We start from the raw sequence: 16,346 nt of genomic DNA on the forward strand, positions 1-16,346 counted from the left end.
TCAACCGGAGGGGTCTGACATCGAAACGGACAAATCGGAGACCGTCCACAGAAAGAGTGAAGGGGCCCGTGCCGATCGGCACAGGCCCCTCCTCACACAGGATGCGGCGCTAGTCGGCAGACTTGAGCGCCGGCGCCTCGCGCGCCACGGTGCCGAGCACGCCGTTGATGAAGGACGGCGAGTCGTCGGTGGACAGGTCCGCCGCGAGCTTCACGGCCTCGTCGATCGCGGTGCCGATGCCCACCTCGTCGTTGCAGAGGATCTCCCACGCGCCGATGCGCAGCAGCGCCCGGTCCACGGCGGGCATGCGCGGCAGCGTCCACTCGGGCGAGGCCTGCTGGATGATCGAGTTGAGCTCGACCCACCAGTGCACGACGCCGCGGACGATCTCCTCGGAGTACGGCGGGAGCGGGGTCTCGCGGCCCGAGTCGCGGAGGCGATCCTCGAGCACCGCGAGGACGTTCGAGCCCTTCTGGTCGGCCTCGAAGAGGATGTCGAGCGCGCGCTTGCGCGCCTTGGTGCGAGCGGCCACTAGTCGTTGACGCGCGACTGGTACTCGCCGGTCGAGGTGTTGACCTTGACCTTGGTGCCGACCTCGAGGAACAGCGGGACCTGGATCTCCTTGCCGGTCTGCAGCGTCGCGGGCTTGGTGCCGCCCGACGAGCGGTCGCCCTGGAGGCCCGGCTCGGTGTAGGTGACCTCGAGGACCACGGAGCCCGGGAGCTCGAGGAAGATCGGGTTGCCGTTGTTGGAGCCGATCACCGCGGACTCGTTCTCGAGCAGGTAGTCGGTCGCGTCGCCCATGACGGCCTCGGAGACCGGGATCTGGTCGAAGGTCTGCGGGTCCATGAAGATGTAGGACGTGCCGTCGAAGTACAGGTACTGCATGTCGCGACGGTCGACGGTCTCGAACTCGACCTTGGCGCCGGCGTTGTAGGTCTTGTCGACCACCTTGCCCGTGAGCACGTTCTTCAGCTTGGTGCGGACGAAGGCGCCGCCCTTGCCGGGCTTCACGTGCTGGAACTCGATGACGGACCAGAGGTTGCCGTCGATGTTGAGCACGGAGCCGTTCTTGATGTCGTTCGAAGTCGCCACAGGGGTGTCCTTACAGAAGTTTCTGGGATTAGTCCGCAGACGATTCTAGCCGACGCGCCGCGCGACGGCCTCGAGGGCGAGCCGGTACGAGTCGATCCCGAAGCCCGCGATGGTGCCCGACGCCACGCCCGAGATCACGCTCGTGTGGCGGAAGGTCTCGCGGGCGTGCGGGTTGGTGAGGTGCACCTCCACGAGCGCCAGCCCCGCGGAGCTCACCAGCGCACAGGCGTCGCGCAGGGCGTACGAGTAGTGCGTGAACGCCGCCGGGTTGAGGATCACGTGGGTGCCGGCATCGACGCTCTCGTGCATCCAGTGGACCAGGTCCGCCTCGTCGTCGGACTGGCGGACCTCGACGTCGAGGCCGAGGTCGGCGCCCCATTGGGTGACGAGCACGGCGAGCTCGTCGTGCGTGGTGGTGCCGTACTTCTCCGGCTCGCGCGTGCCGAGGCGGCGGAGGTTGGGACCGTTGACGACCAGGACGTTCATGCCGTCAGCGTAGCGGGACGATGCGCGGCGGCCTCAGGCCGACACGGCCGCGTAGGCCCCCTGGAGGATGGCGGGGTCCGGACCCTCGAGGCGGACGGGGTTCTGGAGCCCGTTGAGGATGACGAACCGCAGGAGGTCGCCGCGCGTCTTCTTGTCCCGGCGCATGGCCGTGAGCAGCGCGTCCCAACGGTGCCCCGGGTAGGTGGTCGGTAGCCCCAGCCCGGAGAGGATCACGCGGTGGCGGTCCACCTCCTCCTCGGTGAGCTTGCCCGCGAGGTGGGCGAGCTCGGCGACGAAGACCATGCCGACGGACACCGCCGCGCCGTGGCGCCACTGGTACCGCTCGGTGTACTCGATCGCGTGGGCGAACGTGTGGCCGTAGTTGAGGATCTCGCGGAGGTAGGACTCCTTGAGGTCCGCCGAGACCACGTCGGCCTTGACCTGGATCGCGCGCGTGATGAGCTCGACGAGGACGGCTCGCGTCGCCTCGTCCAGCCCGCCGCCGCGGCCCTCGCCCCGCAGCATCGTCAGGTTCTCCTCGACGATCGTCAGGATCCTGGGATCGCGGATGAAGCCGCACTTCACCACCTCGGCCATGCCCGCGACCAGGTCGTGCTGCGGGAGCGTGTCGAGGGCACGCACGTCGCACCACACGCTCAGCGGCTCGTGGAACGCGCCCACGAGATTCTTGCCCTCGGCCGTGTTGATGCCGGTCTTGCCGCCGACCGCCGCGTCGACCATCGCCAGCAGCGTGGTGGGGACCTGGATGACGCCCACCCCGCGCAGCCAGGTGGCAGCCACGAACCCGGCGAGGTCGGTCACCGCTCCCCCGCCGAATCCGATGACGACGTCGCTGCGGGTGAAGTCCGACTTGCCGAGCACGCCCCAGCAGAACGCCAGCACCTCCGCCGACTTGCCTTCCTCGGCATCGGGCACCTCGGCGATCACCACGGTGAGGCCCCGCGCGTCTAGCAGCGCCTTGAGGTTGTCGACGTGGCGGCGAAGCGGAGCTGCGGTGACCACGAGCACGCGCATCGCGGACTCGGGGACGGCGTTGGCGACGTCCTGCAGCAGGTTCTCGCCGACGGTGACGTCGTACGGTGCGGACGTCGCCACGTGGACGATGCGGTGGGCGGGCATGCGGGCTCCGTTCAGTGAGCCTGGCGGTCGATCGCGTCGGCGATCTCGCGCGCGACCTGGGCCGGGGTGAGCTTGTCGGTGAGGACGGTGACGGTGGCGAGGCGCTCGTAGATCGGTCGGCGGGCCTCCATGAGGTCCATCCACTGGCGTCGGGGATTGCCCACCAGCAGAGGGCGGGCGTTGTTCAGGCCGACGCGTGGGGCTGCCGCGCTGAGGGTGACGTCGAGGAAGACCACCGCTCCCCCGTGGGCCGCGTATGCCGCGAGGAGTGCCTGCGTCGCATCGTCCAGGATCGCTCCCCCGCCAAGGCTCAGGATCCCGTCGTGCTCGGCGAGCGCGGTCGCGACAGCCTCACGCTCGAGCGTGCGGAAGGCCGCCTCACCGTCGTCGACGAAGATCTCCGAGATCTCCTTGCCGGCGGTGGCCTCGACGTCCGCGTCGGTGTCGCGGCGCTCGACCTCCCACAGGCGCGCCAGGGCCTTGGCGACCGTCGACTTGCCCGAGCCGGGCGGGCCGACCAGGACCGCGCGAGGTGCCATCAGCGCAGGTGCTCCGGGATGGAGGCGACATAGGACTCGATGTTGCGGCGGACCTCCCCGACCGAGTCGCCACCGAACTTCTCAAGCAGCGAGTCCGCGAGGGTCAGCGCGACCATCGCCTGGGCGACCACGGCCGCCGGGGCGACCGCGCAGACGTCGGAGCGCTGGTGGATCGCCTTCGCGGCCTCGCCGGTCGCGGTGTCGATCGTGTCGAGAGCGCGGGGAACGGTGCTGATGGGCTTCATCGCGGCGCGGACGCGAAGCGGCTCGCCGTTGGTCATGCCGCCCTCGACACCGCCCGCACGGTTGGTGCGGCGCTGGACGCCATCCGCGCCGTACTCGATCTCGTCGTGGGCCTGCGAACCCCGGCGCGCCGCGGTGCGGAAGCCGTCGCCGACCTCGACACCCTTGATGGCCTGGATGCCCATGACCGCGGCCGCGAGGCGCGCGTCGAGACGGCGGTCCCAGTGCACGTGGCTGCCGAGTCCGACCGGCACGCCGTAGGCCACCACCTCGACCACGCCACCGAGCGTGTCGCCGGCCTTCTGGCAGTCGTCGATCTCGGCGAGCATCGCCGCAGAGGCCTCGGCGTGGAAGCACCGAATGGGGTCCTCGTCCAGCGCGGGCGTGGCGTCGGCCGGCGGCAGCGGGGCGTCCTCCGGGACGGCGATCGGGCCCACCTGGACGGTGTGCGCGACCAGGCGGATGCCGGCGGCCTGCTCGAGGAAGTTCTCGGCGACCTGGCCCAGCGCGACCCTCGCCGCGGTCTCGCGGGCGGACGCGCGCTCCAGCACGGGTCGCGCATCGTCGAAGTTGTACTTCGTCATGCCCACCAGGTCCGCGTGGCCGGGGCGGGGACGCGTGAGCGCGGCGCCGCGGGCGCCGCCGAGCTCCTCCGGGTCCACCGGGTCGGCCGACATGACGGTCTCCCACTTGGGCCACTCGGTGTTGCCGACCATGACGGCCACGGGGCCGCCCTGGCTGAGGCCGTGGCGGACGCCGCCGAGGATGGTGACCTGGTCCTGCTCGAACTTCATGCGCGCACCGCGGCCGGCGCCGAGCCGGCGGCGTGCGAGCGCGGCCTGGATCTCGGCGCTGGTGATCTCGACGCCGGACGGAAGGCCCTCGAGCGTGCCGACCAGGGCCGGGCCGTGCGATTCTCCTGCGGTGAGCCATCTGAGCATGGTCGACATTCTTCCACGGGTGGGACGGGCGTCCGGATGATGAGACGGCCGAGCCCCCGTCCCTGGTGGGACGGGGGCTCGGCTCTCGCGGGGCTCCCGGTTTCAGCCGTTCGGCTGCGTGTCGCCGCCGTCGATCTCGATGAAGCCCTCTCCGTTCGGCGACACCGTCTCGAGCTCGCCCTCGTCGACGGGGAAGACGTCGGGGTCCAGCACGAAGAGATCGCCGGTGATCGTGGTGATCACGTCACCGTCCTCGGCGTCCTCGACACCGGTCAGGGCAGACGCATCGGCCTGCCGCGCCTCCTGCTCCACCTCATAGATCTGGAAAAGCTGATCACCCGTGGCAGCCATCGCCTCGAAGAATTCGAAGGTCTCCTGCGGACTTCCCGCGACGGAAATCGTCACCGCCACCCGAGCCAGGTTGCCGTCGATCAGACTGGTGCCGGAGAACGGCGAGACCACTGGCGACCAGCCTCCCGTGTTCGCGCTCGCCACTGTCTCACCTGCGTCAGAGGTAGCGGCCGGCTGGGGCACAGCCGTGTCGCTGGTGGTCGACACGGGCCCGGTCTGAAACAGAGCCGCCACCTGGTTCGAGGTGAGCGAACTAGGCTCGACGACCCAGCCGTCCACGAGATCCGAATCCGCCATCTCGTACTCCACGATGTTGACACCGGCCTCGTCGACAGCCGCCCACATCCTCAAGCGGAACGCGTCGCGGTCGAGCCGCGAAGGCGCGTTCGCCGCGATGAGATCCGGCACGTCGGACTCCTGCGCGAGCAACGCCTCGTACTGGTCGAGCTTGTCGGACGCGAGAATGATCTGATCGGTGTTGGCCCGGACCTCATCGGCGGTCGAGGCCAACTCGGCGGCCTTCGAGATCTGGGGGCTGATCGCGATGAACCACCCGAGCGCGGCCACGACGATCACAGCCAGGACGGTCAGAGCGACCACGGGAGCGTAGCGAGAGTTCAACATGTCAGTTCTCCTCTGCTGCGGACGGGGACACTGAGGGCTCCGGGGTCGCGCTCGGCGCCTCCAACGAGGTGCCTTCCTGGGACTCCTGCGACTCGACGACCGTCACAGCGTCGACGCCGGAGAACCCCTCCTGCGGCACCAGACGCAGGGTGAGCCACTTCGCGGTGATCGAACCGGTACCTGAGACCTCCCAGTAGTCGACGGCGTCGTCGGTTGCGAACGACTCGGCGACGCCCCTCACGTTCGCGATGCCAGGGAGCTCTTCGAGCCTTCGGAGAAGGGCTGATGCGGAATTCTGCGATTCCGCGCGGGCAACGAACTCGAAGGTTCCGACGGAGGCACCATAGATGTCGTCGCGTGGACCGCTGCCGAGAGAATCCGCCGTAGGGCCGTGGTAGTAGATCGAATCGAAGCTGGCGGTGTCCGACCGCGTGGACTGGATCTGTGCCGTGAGCTGGGCGTAGTCGATCTCGCCGAAGCCGATCTGCGCCAGCGTGTACTCCTCGCGCTCGCGCTGGAGCGCGTCCGTGTACACCTGCGCCTTGCCGTCACGCTCGGCGATCGCCACCTCCTGGTCGTTGGACGCGTTATCGAGGTCGAGCTGGGCAACGCCGCGCGCTGCGAGTGCCAGCAGGAATGCGACCACGACGGCCCCAACCGCGATGAGGACCACGAAGATCGCGGTGGTGCGCACCGCCCTCATCTTCTTGCGCTCGGCGATGTCCGCCGGAATCAGATTGACCCCGGCAAGCGTCGGCGCTCCGTATTTCTGGGCTGCGGGGTTCACTTCGCGCTCCTCATCGCCAGTCCGACCACGGTTGCGAGTTCGAACTCACGCCCCTGGATGGCTCTCAGATCCGCCTTCTTCCCAAGCCTCAGCCCGGCGAGCGGCTCGGCGATTACCACCGGGAGACGGGTGGCGCTGGCGAGCGCCTGCCCGAGTCCGCGCATGTGCGCGCCGCCGCCGGAGAGAACGATGCGTTCGGCGCCTCCGCCCGGGTTGGAGCTGGCGAAGTAGACCATCGTGTTGCGGACCGCCTCGACGAGCGAGCTCATGACATGCGCCGACGCCTCCGCGATCGCTCGCCTGTCCGGCCCGACGCTCATGTCCATGCCAACCTCGCGCTTCAGTGCCTCGGCATCGAGCGCCGAACCCTTGACGATGTTCGCCACGCCCTTGGTCGCGTCGTTGCCGCCCTGCGGCAGGGCCCGGATCAATCGGGGCATCCCCGCCTGAGAGATCACCACGGTGGTGGTGTCGGCACCGATATCGACGAACGCGACGTTCGTCTGCATGAGCGGTCCTCGGCAGCCCGAGCGCCAGAGCCCGAAGGCACTGTGATCGACGGCGGTGACGTGCGCTCCACCCTTCTCAACGATGGACAGCGCGTCTCGCACCACCTCTCGCGGAGAGGCGACGAGAAGCCCTCGAAGCGTCATGCCTGCCGAAGCCTCGATCTCCATCGTCGGGTAGAAATCGAGGATCGCCTCATCCGCCGGCATGGGCAGCTGGTCCTGCACATGGAAAGCGAGCGACTGCCGCACCTTGTCCATCGGCTGCGCCGGGATGTCGACCTCTCGCACGACGATGCTCGAGAGTCCGATGCCAACCGTGACGTTCTTGGTCGAGGTCTTCACCGAGGAGAGCGCGCCTTGGATGATCTGCGACAGGGCGGTCGGCTCCTGCGCCACGCCGTCACGAATGATCCCGGCGGGCACCGGCGCCTCGGCATACGCGTGGAGGGTCGCTCCGTCGCGTCCGTCGGGGCCCGAGCCGAGCTCGACCTCCGCCACGCGTACGGTCGACGCTCCCACGTCGATCGCTACTGTTCTGGTGCCCACGAGTGATCCCTCCTCATCCTTGCGTTCGAACTATCGGCATCCGAGGCGCTCTGCTCAAGCCTCACAAACCGACCATTTCCAGGTACCACCCGCTCACCGCGGGTCCGATCAAGATCCCCGTGACCGCTCCTGCGAACATCCACGGGCCGAACGGGATCGCGACGCCGCGTCCGCGCCTGGCACGCGCCATCGCCACCACCCCGGCGATCGCGCCCCACAGGAAGGCGGCGAAGCCCCCGACGACGAGCGCGGGCCACCCGATCAGTCCGAGCAGCGCTCCGAGCGAGGGCGCGAGCTTCACGTCGCCGAAGCCCATGCCCCGCGGATAGACGATGAATGCGATCAGGTAGAGCCCGCCGAGGGCTGCCGCGCCGATCAGGGCCCGCAGCGCGCCGGACCAGTCCCCGGTACCGATCGACACCGTCAGGATCCCTACACCGACCGAGATCCCGAACGCCAACGTCAACGGATCGGGCAGGCGACGCTGCTCGAGATCGATCACCGTGAGGACGATGCCGAAGTACACGAGCGCAAGCAGGAGCGGCAGCGTCCAGTCGAGTCCGTTCCACCACGCCGTCGCGGCGAACGCGAGCCCGGTTCCAAGTTCCACCAACGGATAGCGCCAAGAGATCGGCTCACTGCAGTCAGCGCAGCGGCCTCGGAGCACCAGCCATCCGAGGACGGGAACGTTGTGACGAGCCTTGATACGCGAACCGCACGAGGGGCAGGCACTGGGCGGCGACACGATCGAAAGACCCTGTGGGATGCGATGGATCAGCACGTTGGCGAACGAACCGAGCAGCAGTCCGAGCACGAACGCACCGACAACCCCCAGCGCTGTCATCGCGACGCCGTCACCCACGCTCGTCATAGCGAGCGACGATGGTGAGATTTGCGGGCAAGGTCAGGTCAGGAACCTCCTCGACCACGGACGGCACATCGATACGAGCCATCTGCAGCTTGAACGCACCAGAGCCGGGGAAAGCGGATCCCGCGTAGATCTGCCCCTCCCACGGGTCGGACGCGCTGTTCACCGACGTCTTGTAGTCGAAGTCGCACGGCGTGTAGGCGAACACCTTCACGTCGTGCATCTTGAACGCTCCGACACGGATGTCGTACAGCTCCGAGCTCGCCGGGCACGCCGGCTGATCCGTCGCGGTCGACCAGTTCTTGCCATCCTGGGCGGGAGTGATCATGTAAAGCGTAGGATCCGCTCCTCCGGTACCGCTCGTGATGTTGGAGGCGTTCTGGTTGGTGAAGCCGGTCCACGAGATCAGCGCGATGCTGGTCGAGAGCGTGACGTCCTTGGTGATGATCTCGACGGGGGCACTGCACCCGTCGAACACCAGGACCCGGCCCGCCCCGACGGAAAGCCCGCCGTTGATCAGCGGATCGATCTGATCCGCTGTGCACACGCCCGAGTAGCGCTCGACCGTGAAGCCTGCGGCCGACCACAACGCGAGATCCTCGTCAGTCATGGTGACCTTGGGAAGGTCCTCACGCGCGGGCGCGACGATCGTGCCCGGATACCCGGGGTCCTGGTCGCCGAAGTCGAAGGCGGGCTCGGCGGGGTCAGGCCACGCCCCCGTGGGCGAGAGCTCGGTAGTCGTTCCCGCCACCTTCTTGATGCCGGTGATGGTGAGCGCTGCGGTCGCGTCACGCCCGATCTCGGTCTTGTTGTTGTTGTCTCCGGTGATCGCACCAAGCGCCGCGATCGCGTCGGTCCCGACGCCGGCCTGCTTGAGGTCGATGTTCAGATTCGCGTAGATGCTGCCGCCGACATCAACCTGGTCGAGCCACACCGACCCGCCGGAGGTGTACGCGTTGCCCGTGATCGCCTTCGATCCCGACAGGAGCACGTCACCATTGGTCAGCAGGCTCCCGGTTACTTCGGAGTTGTTGCCCGAGAGCGAGATTGCGTATCCGGCGGGCGCGAGGACGTTGCTCGCCGCCCAGACGTCACCATCGACCTTGGCGCCGTTGCCGATGGTCACCTTGCCCGAGGCCCACATCGTGTTGCTGATCACACAACCGGACCCGAGGGAGACGTTGCCCTGAGCTGCGTACACCGTACCGCCCGCGACCGTGTTCGACGAGCACGTCACGCTGCCGTTCGAGTACACGTGCGCGTCGGGCTCAGTGGCGCCGTCGCTCGCCTGCAGCACCGTGTTCGACACGAGGTTCACGGAGGAGTTGGAGAAGATCGCCTTATCGAGCGCGACCTGCGGAGGAACCGGAATCAGTTCGGCGACCGCGGTGCGCTCAAGCGGCCCATCCTCGGCGAGCAGCCCAGGAACGGTCGCAGTGGCGTAGAGCGTCACCCGCTCGGTGGCGTCGCTCGTCGACGGGCACGTTCCCGCGCTCAACTCGCCCGAACCCGAGACTGTGTACTGCTGCACGATCGTCACCGCGTAGCCGTTGATCGTCATGGTGGACGGGATCTCGACCGCGCAGGCACTCGCCAGTTCATCGTGGGCCTTGGACGCCAGGATGCTGACGGCCCAGTCAATCGCAGCGTCGGCGCTCTGGAACGCGGTCATCTCCGCGCGGCTCTTCGCCGTCGTGTTGGCGTTGGCAACGGCCACCGTCGCAACAACGGCGACGATCACGGTACCGACGAGCATGAGCCCGAGCGTCATGGCAAGCGCGACGCCTTCATCGCGGTCTCGTGCTGCCCGGCGGGCAGCGGCAAGCAACCTGATCATGATTCCCGTCCTAATAGCAATCGAGGATCTCGCTGGACTGTGGCCGCAGAGCGATGCTCTTCTGGAAGTTCCACGAAGGCCAGTCGTCGGACGTCTCCACGACCAGGTCCATCTCCACCGAGTCACCACGCCCGAGGGCGCCGGTACCAGGGCCGAAAACTTGAGAGCCACCATTCTGGTCGACGTTGGAGACGAGGACCGGCCAGTCGGCTGCGACCGCTGCGGCCGACGCGTCGTCGGGGGCAGCCAGCGCCGCCTTCGTCTCGGCGCCGGACGTCGACGTTGTGCGGTGCACGTCTCCGGTCGAAGCGTTGAAATAGAAGCCCACGCAACGTTCGGCGTCACTTCCTGCCGAGGTGACCACCCTCGACTGAAGGACCAACAGGTCACCGCCGTGCGCAACAATCGCCCACGATGACGATCGGACGTCGGTCTCCATTGCCTTGAAGGCGAGCTGCGCGCTGTCACCCGCTTCGGCCGTGTCCCGGACGTGACCCTGGTGGTTGATCAGTTGGATGAAGTAGGCGACGGCGATGGCCATCACCACGGCCAGGATGAGGATGTACGCCAGGAGCTCCACCAGGGTGAAGCCATCGTCTCTCTTCTTGGGGATCATGATGGCGACGCCTTGACGTAGATGTTGGTGGTCGTCTCCGCGAGCGGCGAGACAAGTCCGGGCGTGGTCGTCGTCGCCGTCACGGTCACCGCGACGATCGAGTCGACCGTGGTGTCGCAGGTCCCGGTCATGGTGCCCGCGACCGTGATCATGACCCCCCGACCGTCGTCGACCGCGGGACCGACGGCGGCGACCGACGCGAGCATGTCGGCGCAGCGGCTCGTATCCGTGCCGATTGAGATTTCCCGCGCCTGCTCGAGGCGCTGCTGGACCAACTCCGAGGCGGTCGCGTAGGTCGCGTTGCGCGCCGTGGACGCCAGCCCCTGAACAACGATCGAAAGCATCGCCACCATGACGAGCGCGAGCACGATCATGGCGACCATGACCTCTGTCAGGCCGAAGCCCTCATCTCGCTGCTGCTCCATCACGGTGTCAATCCCTCCAACGACGGTTCGGTATGGCGTGGACAGCCCTCACCCACTGTGTCGGCGGAGCATGGCCGCCCCGCCGACACAGCGTCGAGGATGAATTACGCGCAGGTGCCGGCTGCGACGTTTCCGGCCTCGTCGATGAAGTAGCCCTTGACGTTGCCCTGCGGGTTGGTCGCGTCGATGCAGAACTCCTCCGCGCCGAGGTTGACCGTCGCGCTGATCCACTCAGTGCCGGGCGACTTCGGGAAACCAGCCGTGTCGACGGCGCCGTCGAGAGTCGGGTCCTCGACCATCATGCTGGCGAGCTCGATCTGAGCGTTCTTGAGGTCGGACTGCGTGGCCGAGTCCTTGGCCTTCGCCTGCTGGTTCAGGTACAGCGGGATCGCAACGGCGGCGAGGATGCCGATGATGATGATGACGACGAGGAGCTCGACGAGGGTGAAGCCCTGGTCCTTCTCCTCCATTGCCTTGCGGATGCGAGCGAGCATGGTGCTCTCCTTTGAATTTGCTATCTCTATGGGGTGATGCGAGCTGAGCCCCCAGGTCCAGCTCACCAACCGTCCGGTGACCCGAACGGAAGTCTGTAGTTATCCGATGAGGTCGAAGACCTTGAAGATGGGCATGTACAACGCGATGACCATGCCGCCGATCAACGAGCCGAGCACCGCGATCATCAGCGGCTCGATCAGCGACGTGAGCTGCTCCGTGGTCGCCTCGACCTCCTGGTCGTAGAAGTCCGCGATCTTGTCGAGCATCGTGTCGAGCGCGCCGGTGTCCTCGCCGACGGAGATCATCTGGACGACCATCGGCGGGAACACCTTGTGCGCCGCGAGCGGTCCCGCGAGGCTGTCTCCGCGGCGGACCGAGTTCTGCACGTCCTTGGTGGCCCGCTCGATCACCACGTTGCCCGAGGCCTGACCGACGATGTCGAGCGCCTGGAGGATCGGCACACCCGAGCGCACCATGGCCCCCAGGTTGCGGGTGAAGCGCGCCACTGCGATCTTCTGAATCAGCTTGCCGAAGATCGGCAGCTTCAGGTAGACCGGCTCGACCTTCTCGCGCACCTCGTAGCGGTGCTTGTTCTTCCCCCACCACACCGCGAAGAGCACGATCGCGATCACAAGCGGGATCGCCGCGATCTTCAGGACGTCCGACAGCGTGACCAGCACCTGCGTGGCGAAGGGGAGCTCGCCTCCGAGATCCTCGAACATGGTGGCGAACACCGGCACGATGAACAGCAACATGGCGGCCACGCCAAGGATCGCGATGCAGAAGACCACCACCGGATAGGTCATCGCCGACTTGATCTTGTTGCGGAGCGCAACCTCCTTCTCGAAGTTCTCCGCGATGCTGACGAGCACGCTGTCGAGGAATCCGCCGACCTCTCCCGCCTTCACCATGTTGATCATGATCGGCGGGAAGACGCCTGGGTGGCGGCCCAGCGCCATCGAGAACGACTTACCTGTCTCGACATCGGTGCGCACCTCAGCGAGCACCTTCTGGAGCGCCTTGTTCTCGGTCTGGTCTGTGAGGATCTGCATCGACCTCAGCAGCGACAGTCCCGCGTTGATCATGGTCGCGAGCTGACGCGACATGATGGCGATGTCCTTGAGGCCGATCTTCTCGCCGAGACCCGGGATCGTGATGTCGGCGTTGAGCCCCTTGCCGCCGGCCTCGTCGACGGACAGCACGGTGTAGCCCCGCTCGCGAAGGCGGGAGGCGACAGCCGCCGAGGACGGCGCCTCCATCGAGTCCTTGCGGATCTTGCCCGCAGCGTCGCGAGCCTCGTACTCGTACTTCTTGACCGCAGTAGCCGTTGCCATCCCTCAGCCCTCCCCCGCTACCGTCCGTGCCGACCGCAGAGCCTGTTGAACTCCTCCTGCGAGTGCGCCATCTCCGATGCCGCCTCGTAGTCCACCCGGCCCGATTTGACCAGCTCCGCCAGGTGGTAGTCCATCGTCTGCATGCCCATCGACGCGCCGCCCTGGAGGGACGTGTAGATCTGGTGGGTCTTGCCCTCACGGATGAGGTTCCGGATGCCCGGCGTCGCGACCATGATCTCCACGGCCACGGCACGGCCGGGGCCGTCCGCGCGCTTGAGCAGGGTCTGACACATGACGCCCTGGATCGCGGCGGCGAGCTGCGTGCGCACCTGGCCCTGCTGCTCCGGCGGGAACACGTCGATGATGCGGTCCATGGTGGCCGGCGCCGACTGCGTGTGCAGCGTCGCGAACACCAGGTGGCCGGTCTCCGCGGCGGTCAGAGCCACCGAGATGGTCTCCAGGTCGCGCATCTCACCGATGAGGATGATGTCGGGGTCCTGGCGGAGCACGTGCTTGAGCGCCTTGTTGAAGGAGCGCGTGTCCGCGCCGACCTCGCGCTGGTTGACGATCGACCGCTTGTGGCGGTGGAGGAACTCGATCGGGTCCTCAACCGTCATGATGTGCGCGCTGCGCGAGCGGTTCGCCAGGTCCACCAGCGACGCGAGCGTCGTCGACTTTCCGGAACCGGTCGGGCCGGTGACGAGCACCAGCCCGCGCGGCAGCTGCGAGAACGACCCGACGACCTCGGGAATGCCGAGCGCCTCGAGCGGCTTGATCTCGTACGGGATCACACGGAAGGCGGCGCCGAGCGCGTCGCGCTGCTTGTACAGGTTCACGCGGAAGCGGGCCTCGCCCACCACCGAGTACGAGAAGTCGAGCTCGAGCTCCTCCTCGAAGCGCTCGCGCTGCGCCTGCGTGAGGATGCCGTACAGCGACCGCTGCAGGCTCTCGGGCGTCAGCCGCTCGAAGCCCTCGAGGGGCGTGAGCGCGCCGTCGAGACGGACCATCGGGGGCACACCGGCCGTGACGTGGAGGTCCGACGCGCCGACGGCCATCATGCCGCGCAGCGCGGCGTTGACGTCGAGGTCGCTCTCCTGGCGCTCGTTGCTCATCCCGACGCGGGCGCCGATCTGGGTCGAGCGCGGCTTCACCTGGATGGGCGCGGGGCGCGCCTCCTTCTTCTCCTCGACCGGCTCGGGAGCGGGCGCGAACGCGCGCTGCGCTGCCGGGAGCTCGGCGGCGGCCGCCGCGGCGAACGCCTGCGCCGGGTCCACGGCGGGCGCGGGCCGCGCCTCGACCTCGGCCGCGGCCTGGTTCGACGCCTCGAACGCAGCGAAGGACGATGCGGCGGGAGCCTCCTGCGCCGACGCCGGGATGCCCTGCGCACGGACGGACGGCTGGTGCGTGGGCGCCGGCATCTGCGGAGCCGCGGCCAGCGGACGCTGCTCCTCGAGGAACGAGGAGCGGGCGGGTGCCTGACCGGTCTGGTGAAGCGCGGGGCCACCGGCAGCCGGGGGCTGCGGCGCCGGCTGCGCCGGAGCGGCGGGAGGCTGATACGCGGGCGGCGCGGCGGCCGCAGGAGCCGCCGGAGCGGCCTCGGGCGAGGTTGCAGGAGCACCCTGCTCAGCGGCGTCCGCCGGCTGCTCAGGCGCCGCGGGCTGCGCCGGCGGCGGCGTCGGCCGCCACGGCTGCTCCCCAGGCGTGAACTGCATGCTCATGCGTCCTCCCTCAGCGCGACGCACTTTCCTTGCGTCTGCGGTAACACTATCGACAGGATTGTCCAGTTCTTAATAACTGTGATGAATTCCACTGAATGCGGTCTATTTCGCTTACTTGACCACTCTCAGCAGCTCTTCCAGGGATGTCACCCCGTCCACCACCTTCGCCCATCCGTCCTGGATGAGCGTCTCCATCCCTCGCTCCGCGGCGTTGCGGGCGATATCCGCGGAGCTGGCACGCGCCACCGCGAGACGCTCGATATCTTCGTCGATCGCCATGACCTCATGCAGCGCGACACGCCCGCGATAGCCCGTGTTCGAGCATCGCGAGCAGCCCTGCGGGCGCATCAGCGTCGGCACCTTCTCCCCCGGCGTCCACCCCACCGACGCCGGGATCTCGTTCTCGTGGATCTCGTACTCCGTGGCGCAGTGCTCGCACAGCCGACGCGCGAGTCGCTGGGCGACCACGCAGTCGATCGCGGAGCCCACCAGGAACGGCTCGATGCCCATCTCGATGAGTCGCGTCAGCGCCGAGGGCGCGTCGTTGGTGTGCAGCGTCGACAGCACCAGGTGACCGGTGAGCGCCGCCTCGATCGCGATCTGCGCCGTCTCGTGATCGCGGATCTCACCGACGAGCACCACGTCCGGGTCGGAGCGCAGGATCGACCGAAGCGCCGACGCGAACGTCAGCCCCGCCTTGGGGTTGACCTGCACCTGGTTGATGCCAGGGATGCGGTACTCGACCGGGTCCTCGACGGTGATGACGTTGACCTCGGGCCGCGAGATCTGGTTCAGCGTCGCGTACAGGGTGGTGGACTTTCCGGAACCCGTCGGGCCGGTCACCAGGATCATGCCGTAGGGCTTGTTGAAGCTCTGCGCGTAGATCTCCTGGTTGCCCTCGCGGATGCCCAGGTCCTCGAGGTCCAGCCGTGCGGTGGAGTTGTCGAGGATACGCATGACCACCTTCTCGCCCCACACGGTGGGGAGGGTGGCGACACGGAGGTCGATCTTGCGGCCCTGGTGGTTGACGGACAGGCGGCCGTCCTGCGGCTTGCGGCGCTCCGCGATGTCGATGTCCGACATGATCTTGAGGCGGGAGATGACGCCGCCGGAGATCGCCTTGGGCGCCCGCTGCATCTCGTGCAGCACGCCGTCGATGCGGTAGCGCACGCGCAGGTCGGTCTCGGTGGGCTCGATATGGATGTCCGACGCCCGGTCCTGCACGGCCTGCGTGATGAGCAGGTTGACGAAGCGCACGATGGGCGCGTCGTCCTCCATCGCGGTCCCCGACAGGTCCTCCTCGTCGAGGTTGACCTCGCCCTCGATGGACTCCTGCAGGTCCTCGAGCTCGGTGTCCGCGCGGCAGTAGCGGTCGATCGCCGTGATGACGTCGTCGTGCGCCGCGACCACCGGCACCACCTGCATGCGGGTGATGGTGCGCACGTCGTCGACCGCGACCACGTTGCCGGGGTTCGACATCGCGACGCGGATGACGGTCCCGTCGACGGCCAGCGGCAGGATGGTGTGGCGGCGGCACACGGCCGCGGGCACCAGCGACACCGCCGCGCGGTCCACGGGGTAGTCGGCGAGCTCGACGAACTCCATGCCCACCTGAGACGCGAGGGCGCGCACGAGCTGCCCCTCGGAGATGTAGCCCATCTCCACCAGGGTGCGCCCCAGCGACTGCCCACGGGTCTGCTGCTCGTCGATCGCCTCGCCGAGCTGCTCCTCGCTGAGCGCGCCATCCTCGAGCAGGATGGTTCCAAGCTGCTTCACAATCGTCCCCTCAGAC

The 16,346-nt window shown here is 67.8% G+C and carries 17 protein-coding genes; all 17 read right to left on the bottom strand.

Annotation, left to right across the window (positions count from 1 at the left end):
• Positions 1-109 precede the first annotated feature (109 nt).
• A complete protein-coding gene (nusB, locus tag QQX13_RS00905; RefSeq protein WP_301152143.1) occupies positions 110-532 on the bottom strand; it encodes a transcription antitermination factor NusB in 423 nt (140 codons plus the stop codon).
• Positions 532-1,095: an elongation factor P gene (efp, locus tag QQX13_RS00910; RefSeq protein ID WP_301152144.1), complete on the bottom strand. Its 564-nt coding sequence runs from the start codon at positions 1,093-1,095 to the stop codon at positions 532-534. Before efp ends, nusB begins: the two co-directional genes overlap by 1 nt.
• 45 nt (positions 1,096-1,140) lie before the next feature.
• The gene (gene aroQ / locus QQX13_RS00915) at positions 1,141-1,581 is read right to left on the bottom strand and encodes a type II 3-dehydroquinate dehydratase (RefSeq protein WP_301152145.1); all 441 of its coding nucleotides are present in this window, start codon (positions 1,579-1,581) and stop codon (positions 1,141-1,143) included.
• A 33-nt stretch (positions 1,582-1,614) separates the two neighbouring features.
• The gene (gene aroB, locus QQX13_RS00920) at positions 1,615-2,721 is read right to left on the bottom strand and encodes a 3-dehydroquinate synthase (RefSeq protein ID WP_301152147.1); all 1,107 of its coding nucleotides are present in this window, start codon (positions 2,719-2,721) and stop codon (positions 1,615-1,617) included.
• An 11-nt stretch (positions 2,722-2,732) separates the two neighbouring features.
• Positions 2,733-3,260, bottom strand: a complete 528-nt coding sequence (locus QQX13_RS00925; RefSeq protein WP_301152148.1) for a shikimate kinase — start codon at positions 3,258-3,260, stop codon at positions 2,733-2,735.
• The gene (gene aroC / locus QQX13_RS00930; protein WP_301152149.1) at positions 3,260-4,444 is read right to left on the bottom strand and encodes a chorismate synthase; all 1,185 of its coding nucleotides are present in this window, start codon (positions 4,442-4,444) and stop codon (positions 3,260-3,262) included. Before aroC ends, QQX13_RS00925 begins: the two co-directional genes overlap by 1 nt.
• Before the next feature lie 102 nt (positions 4,445-4,546).
• Positions 4,547-5,395 (bottom strand): hypothetical protein, encoded by an 849-nt coding sequence (locus QQX13_RS00935; protein ID WP_301152150.1) that lies wholly within the window; start codon positions 5,393-5,395, stop codon positions 4,547-4,549.
• 25 nt (positions 5,396-5,420) lie between these two features.
• Entirely contained in the window at positions 5,421-6,206 is a 786-nt protein-coding gene (locus tag QQX13_RS00940; RefSeq protein WP_301152152.1) for a PilN domain-containing protein, read from the bottom strand.
• On the bottom strand, positions 6,203-7,261 hold the full coding sequence (gene pilM, locus QQX13_RS00945; protein WP_301152153.1) for a type IV pilus assembly protein PilM: 1,059 nt from the start codon (positions 7,259-7,261) through the stop codon (positions 6,203-6,205). The genes QQX13_RS00940 and pilM overlap by 4 nt, the downstream gene beginning before the upstream one ends.
• A gap of 61 nt (positions 7,262-7,322) precedes the next feature.
• The gene (locus tag QQX13_RS00950; protein ID WP_301152154.1) at positions 7,323-8,132 is read right to left on the bottom strand and encodes a prepilin peptidase; all 810 of its coding nucleotides are present in this window, start codon (positions 8,130-8,132) and stop codon (positions 7,323-7,325) included.
• Entirely contained in the window at positions 8,116-9,966 is a 1,851-nt protein-coding gene (locus QQX13_RS00955) for an autotransporter outer membrane beta-barrel domain-containing protein (protein ID WP_301152156.1), read from the bottom strand. The genes QQX13_RS00950 and QQX13_RS00955 overlap by 17 nt, the downstream gene beginning before the upstream one ends.
• Positions 9,967-9,976: 10 nt before the next feature.
• On the bottom strand, positions 9,977-10,582 hold the full coding sequence (locus QQX13_RS00960) for a PulJ/GspJ family protein (RefSeq protein ID WP_301152158.1): 606 nt from the start codon (positions 10,580-10,582) through the stop codon (positions 9,977-9,979).
• Entirely contained in the window at positions 10,579-11,007 is a 429-nt protein-coding gene (locus QQX13_RS00965; RefSeq protein WP_367305452.1) for a type IV pilus modification PilV family protein, read from the bottom strand. Before QQX13_RS00965 ends, QQX13_RS00960 begins: the two co-directional genes overlap by 4 nt.
• A gap of 104 nt (positions 11,008-11,111) precedes the next feature.
• Positions 11,112-11,501, bottom strand: coding sequence for a prepilin-type N-terminal cleavage/methylation domain-containing protein (locus tag QQX13_RS00970; RefSeq protein WP_301152160.1), 390 nt, complete (start codon positions 11,499-11,501; stop codon positions 11,112-11,114).
• 99 nt (positions 11,502-11,600) lie between these two features.
• Entirely contained in the window at positions 11,601-12,836 is a 1,236-nt protein-coding gene (locus QQX13_RS00975; RefSeq protein WP_301152162.1) for a type II secretion system F family protein, read from the bottom strand.
• Positions 12,837-12,853: 17 nt separating this feature from the next.
• Entirely contained in the window at positions 12,854-14,554 is a 1,701-nt protein-coding gene (locus QQX13_RS00980; RefSeq protein WP_301152164.1) for a type IV pilus twitching motility protein PilT, read from the bottom strand.
• A 111-nt stretch (positions 14,555-14,665) separates the two neighbouring features.
• On the bottom strand, positions 14,666-16,330 hold the full coding sequence (locus QQX13_RS00985) for a GspE/PulE family protein (protein WP_301152166.1): 1,665 nt from the start codon (positions 16,328-16,330) through the stop codon (positions 14,666-14,668).
• Positions 16,331-16,346 lie beyond the last annotated feature (16 nt).

It is taken from the genome of Demequina lignilytica, from assembly GCF_030418375.1.
Lineage (GTDB): Bacteria > Actinomycetota > Actinomycetes > Actinomycetales > Demequinaceae > Demequina > Demequina lignilytica.

Coding starts and splice junctions, on each gene's coding strand:
- aroQ (WP_301152145.1), bottom strand. CDS start 1,581: ATGAACGTCCTGGTCGTCAACGGTCCCAACCTCCGCCGCCTCGGCACG.
- aroB (WP_301152147.1), bottom strand. CDS start 2,721: ATGCCCGCCCACCGCATCGTCCACGTGGCGACGTCCGCACCGTACGAC.
- QQX13_RS00925 (WP_301152148.1), bottom strand. CDS start 3,260: ATGGCACCTCGCGCGGTCCTGGTCGGCCCGCCCGGCTCGGGCAAGTCG.
- aroC (WP_301152149.1), bottom strand. CDS start 4,444: ATGCTCAGATGGCTCACCGCAGGAGAATCGCACGGCCCGGCCCTGGTC.
- QQX13_RS00950 (WP_301152154.1), bottom strand. CDS start 8,132: ATGACGAGCGTGGGTGACGGCGTCGCGATGACAGCGCTGGGGGTTGTC.
- QQX13_RS00955 (WP_301152156.1), bottom strand. CDS start 9,966: ATGATCAGGTTGCTTGCCGCTGCCCGCCGGGCAGCACGAGACCGCGAT.
- QQX13_RS00960 (WP_301152158.1), bottom strand. CDS start 10,582: ATGATCCCCAAGAAGAGAGACGATGGCTTCACCCTGGTGGAGCTCCTG.
- QQX13_RS00965 (WP_367305452.1), bottom strand. CDS start 11,007: ATGGAGCAGCAGCGAGATGAGGGCTTCGGCCTGACAGAGGTCATGGTC.
- QQX13_RS00970 (WP_301152160.1), bottom strand. CDS start 11,501: ATGCTCGCTCGCATCCGCAAGGCAATGGAGGAGAAGGACCAGGGCTTC.
- QQX13_RS00975 (WP_301152162.1), bottom strand. CDS start 12,836: ATGGCAACGGCTACTGCGGTCAAGAAGTACGAGTACGAGGCTCGCGAC.
- QQX13_RS00980 (WP_301152164.1), bottom strand. CDS start 14,554: ATGAGCATGCAGTTCACGCCTGGGGAGCAGCCGTGGCGGCCGACGCCG.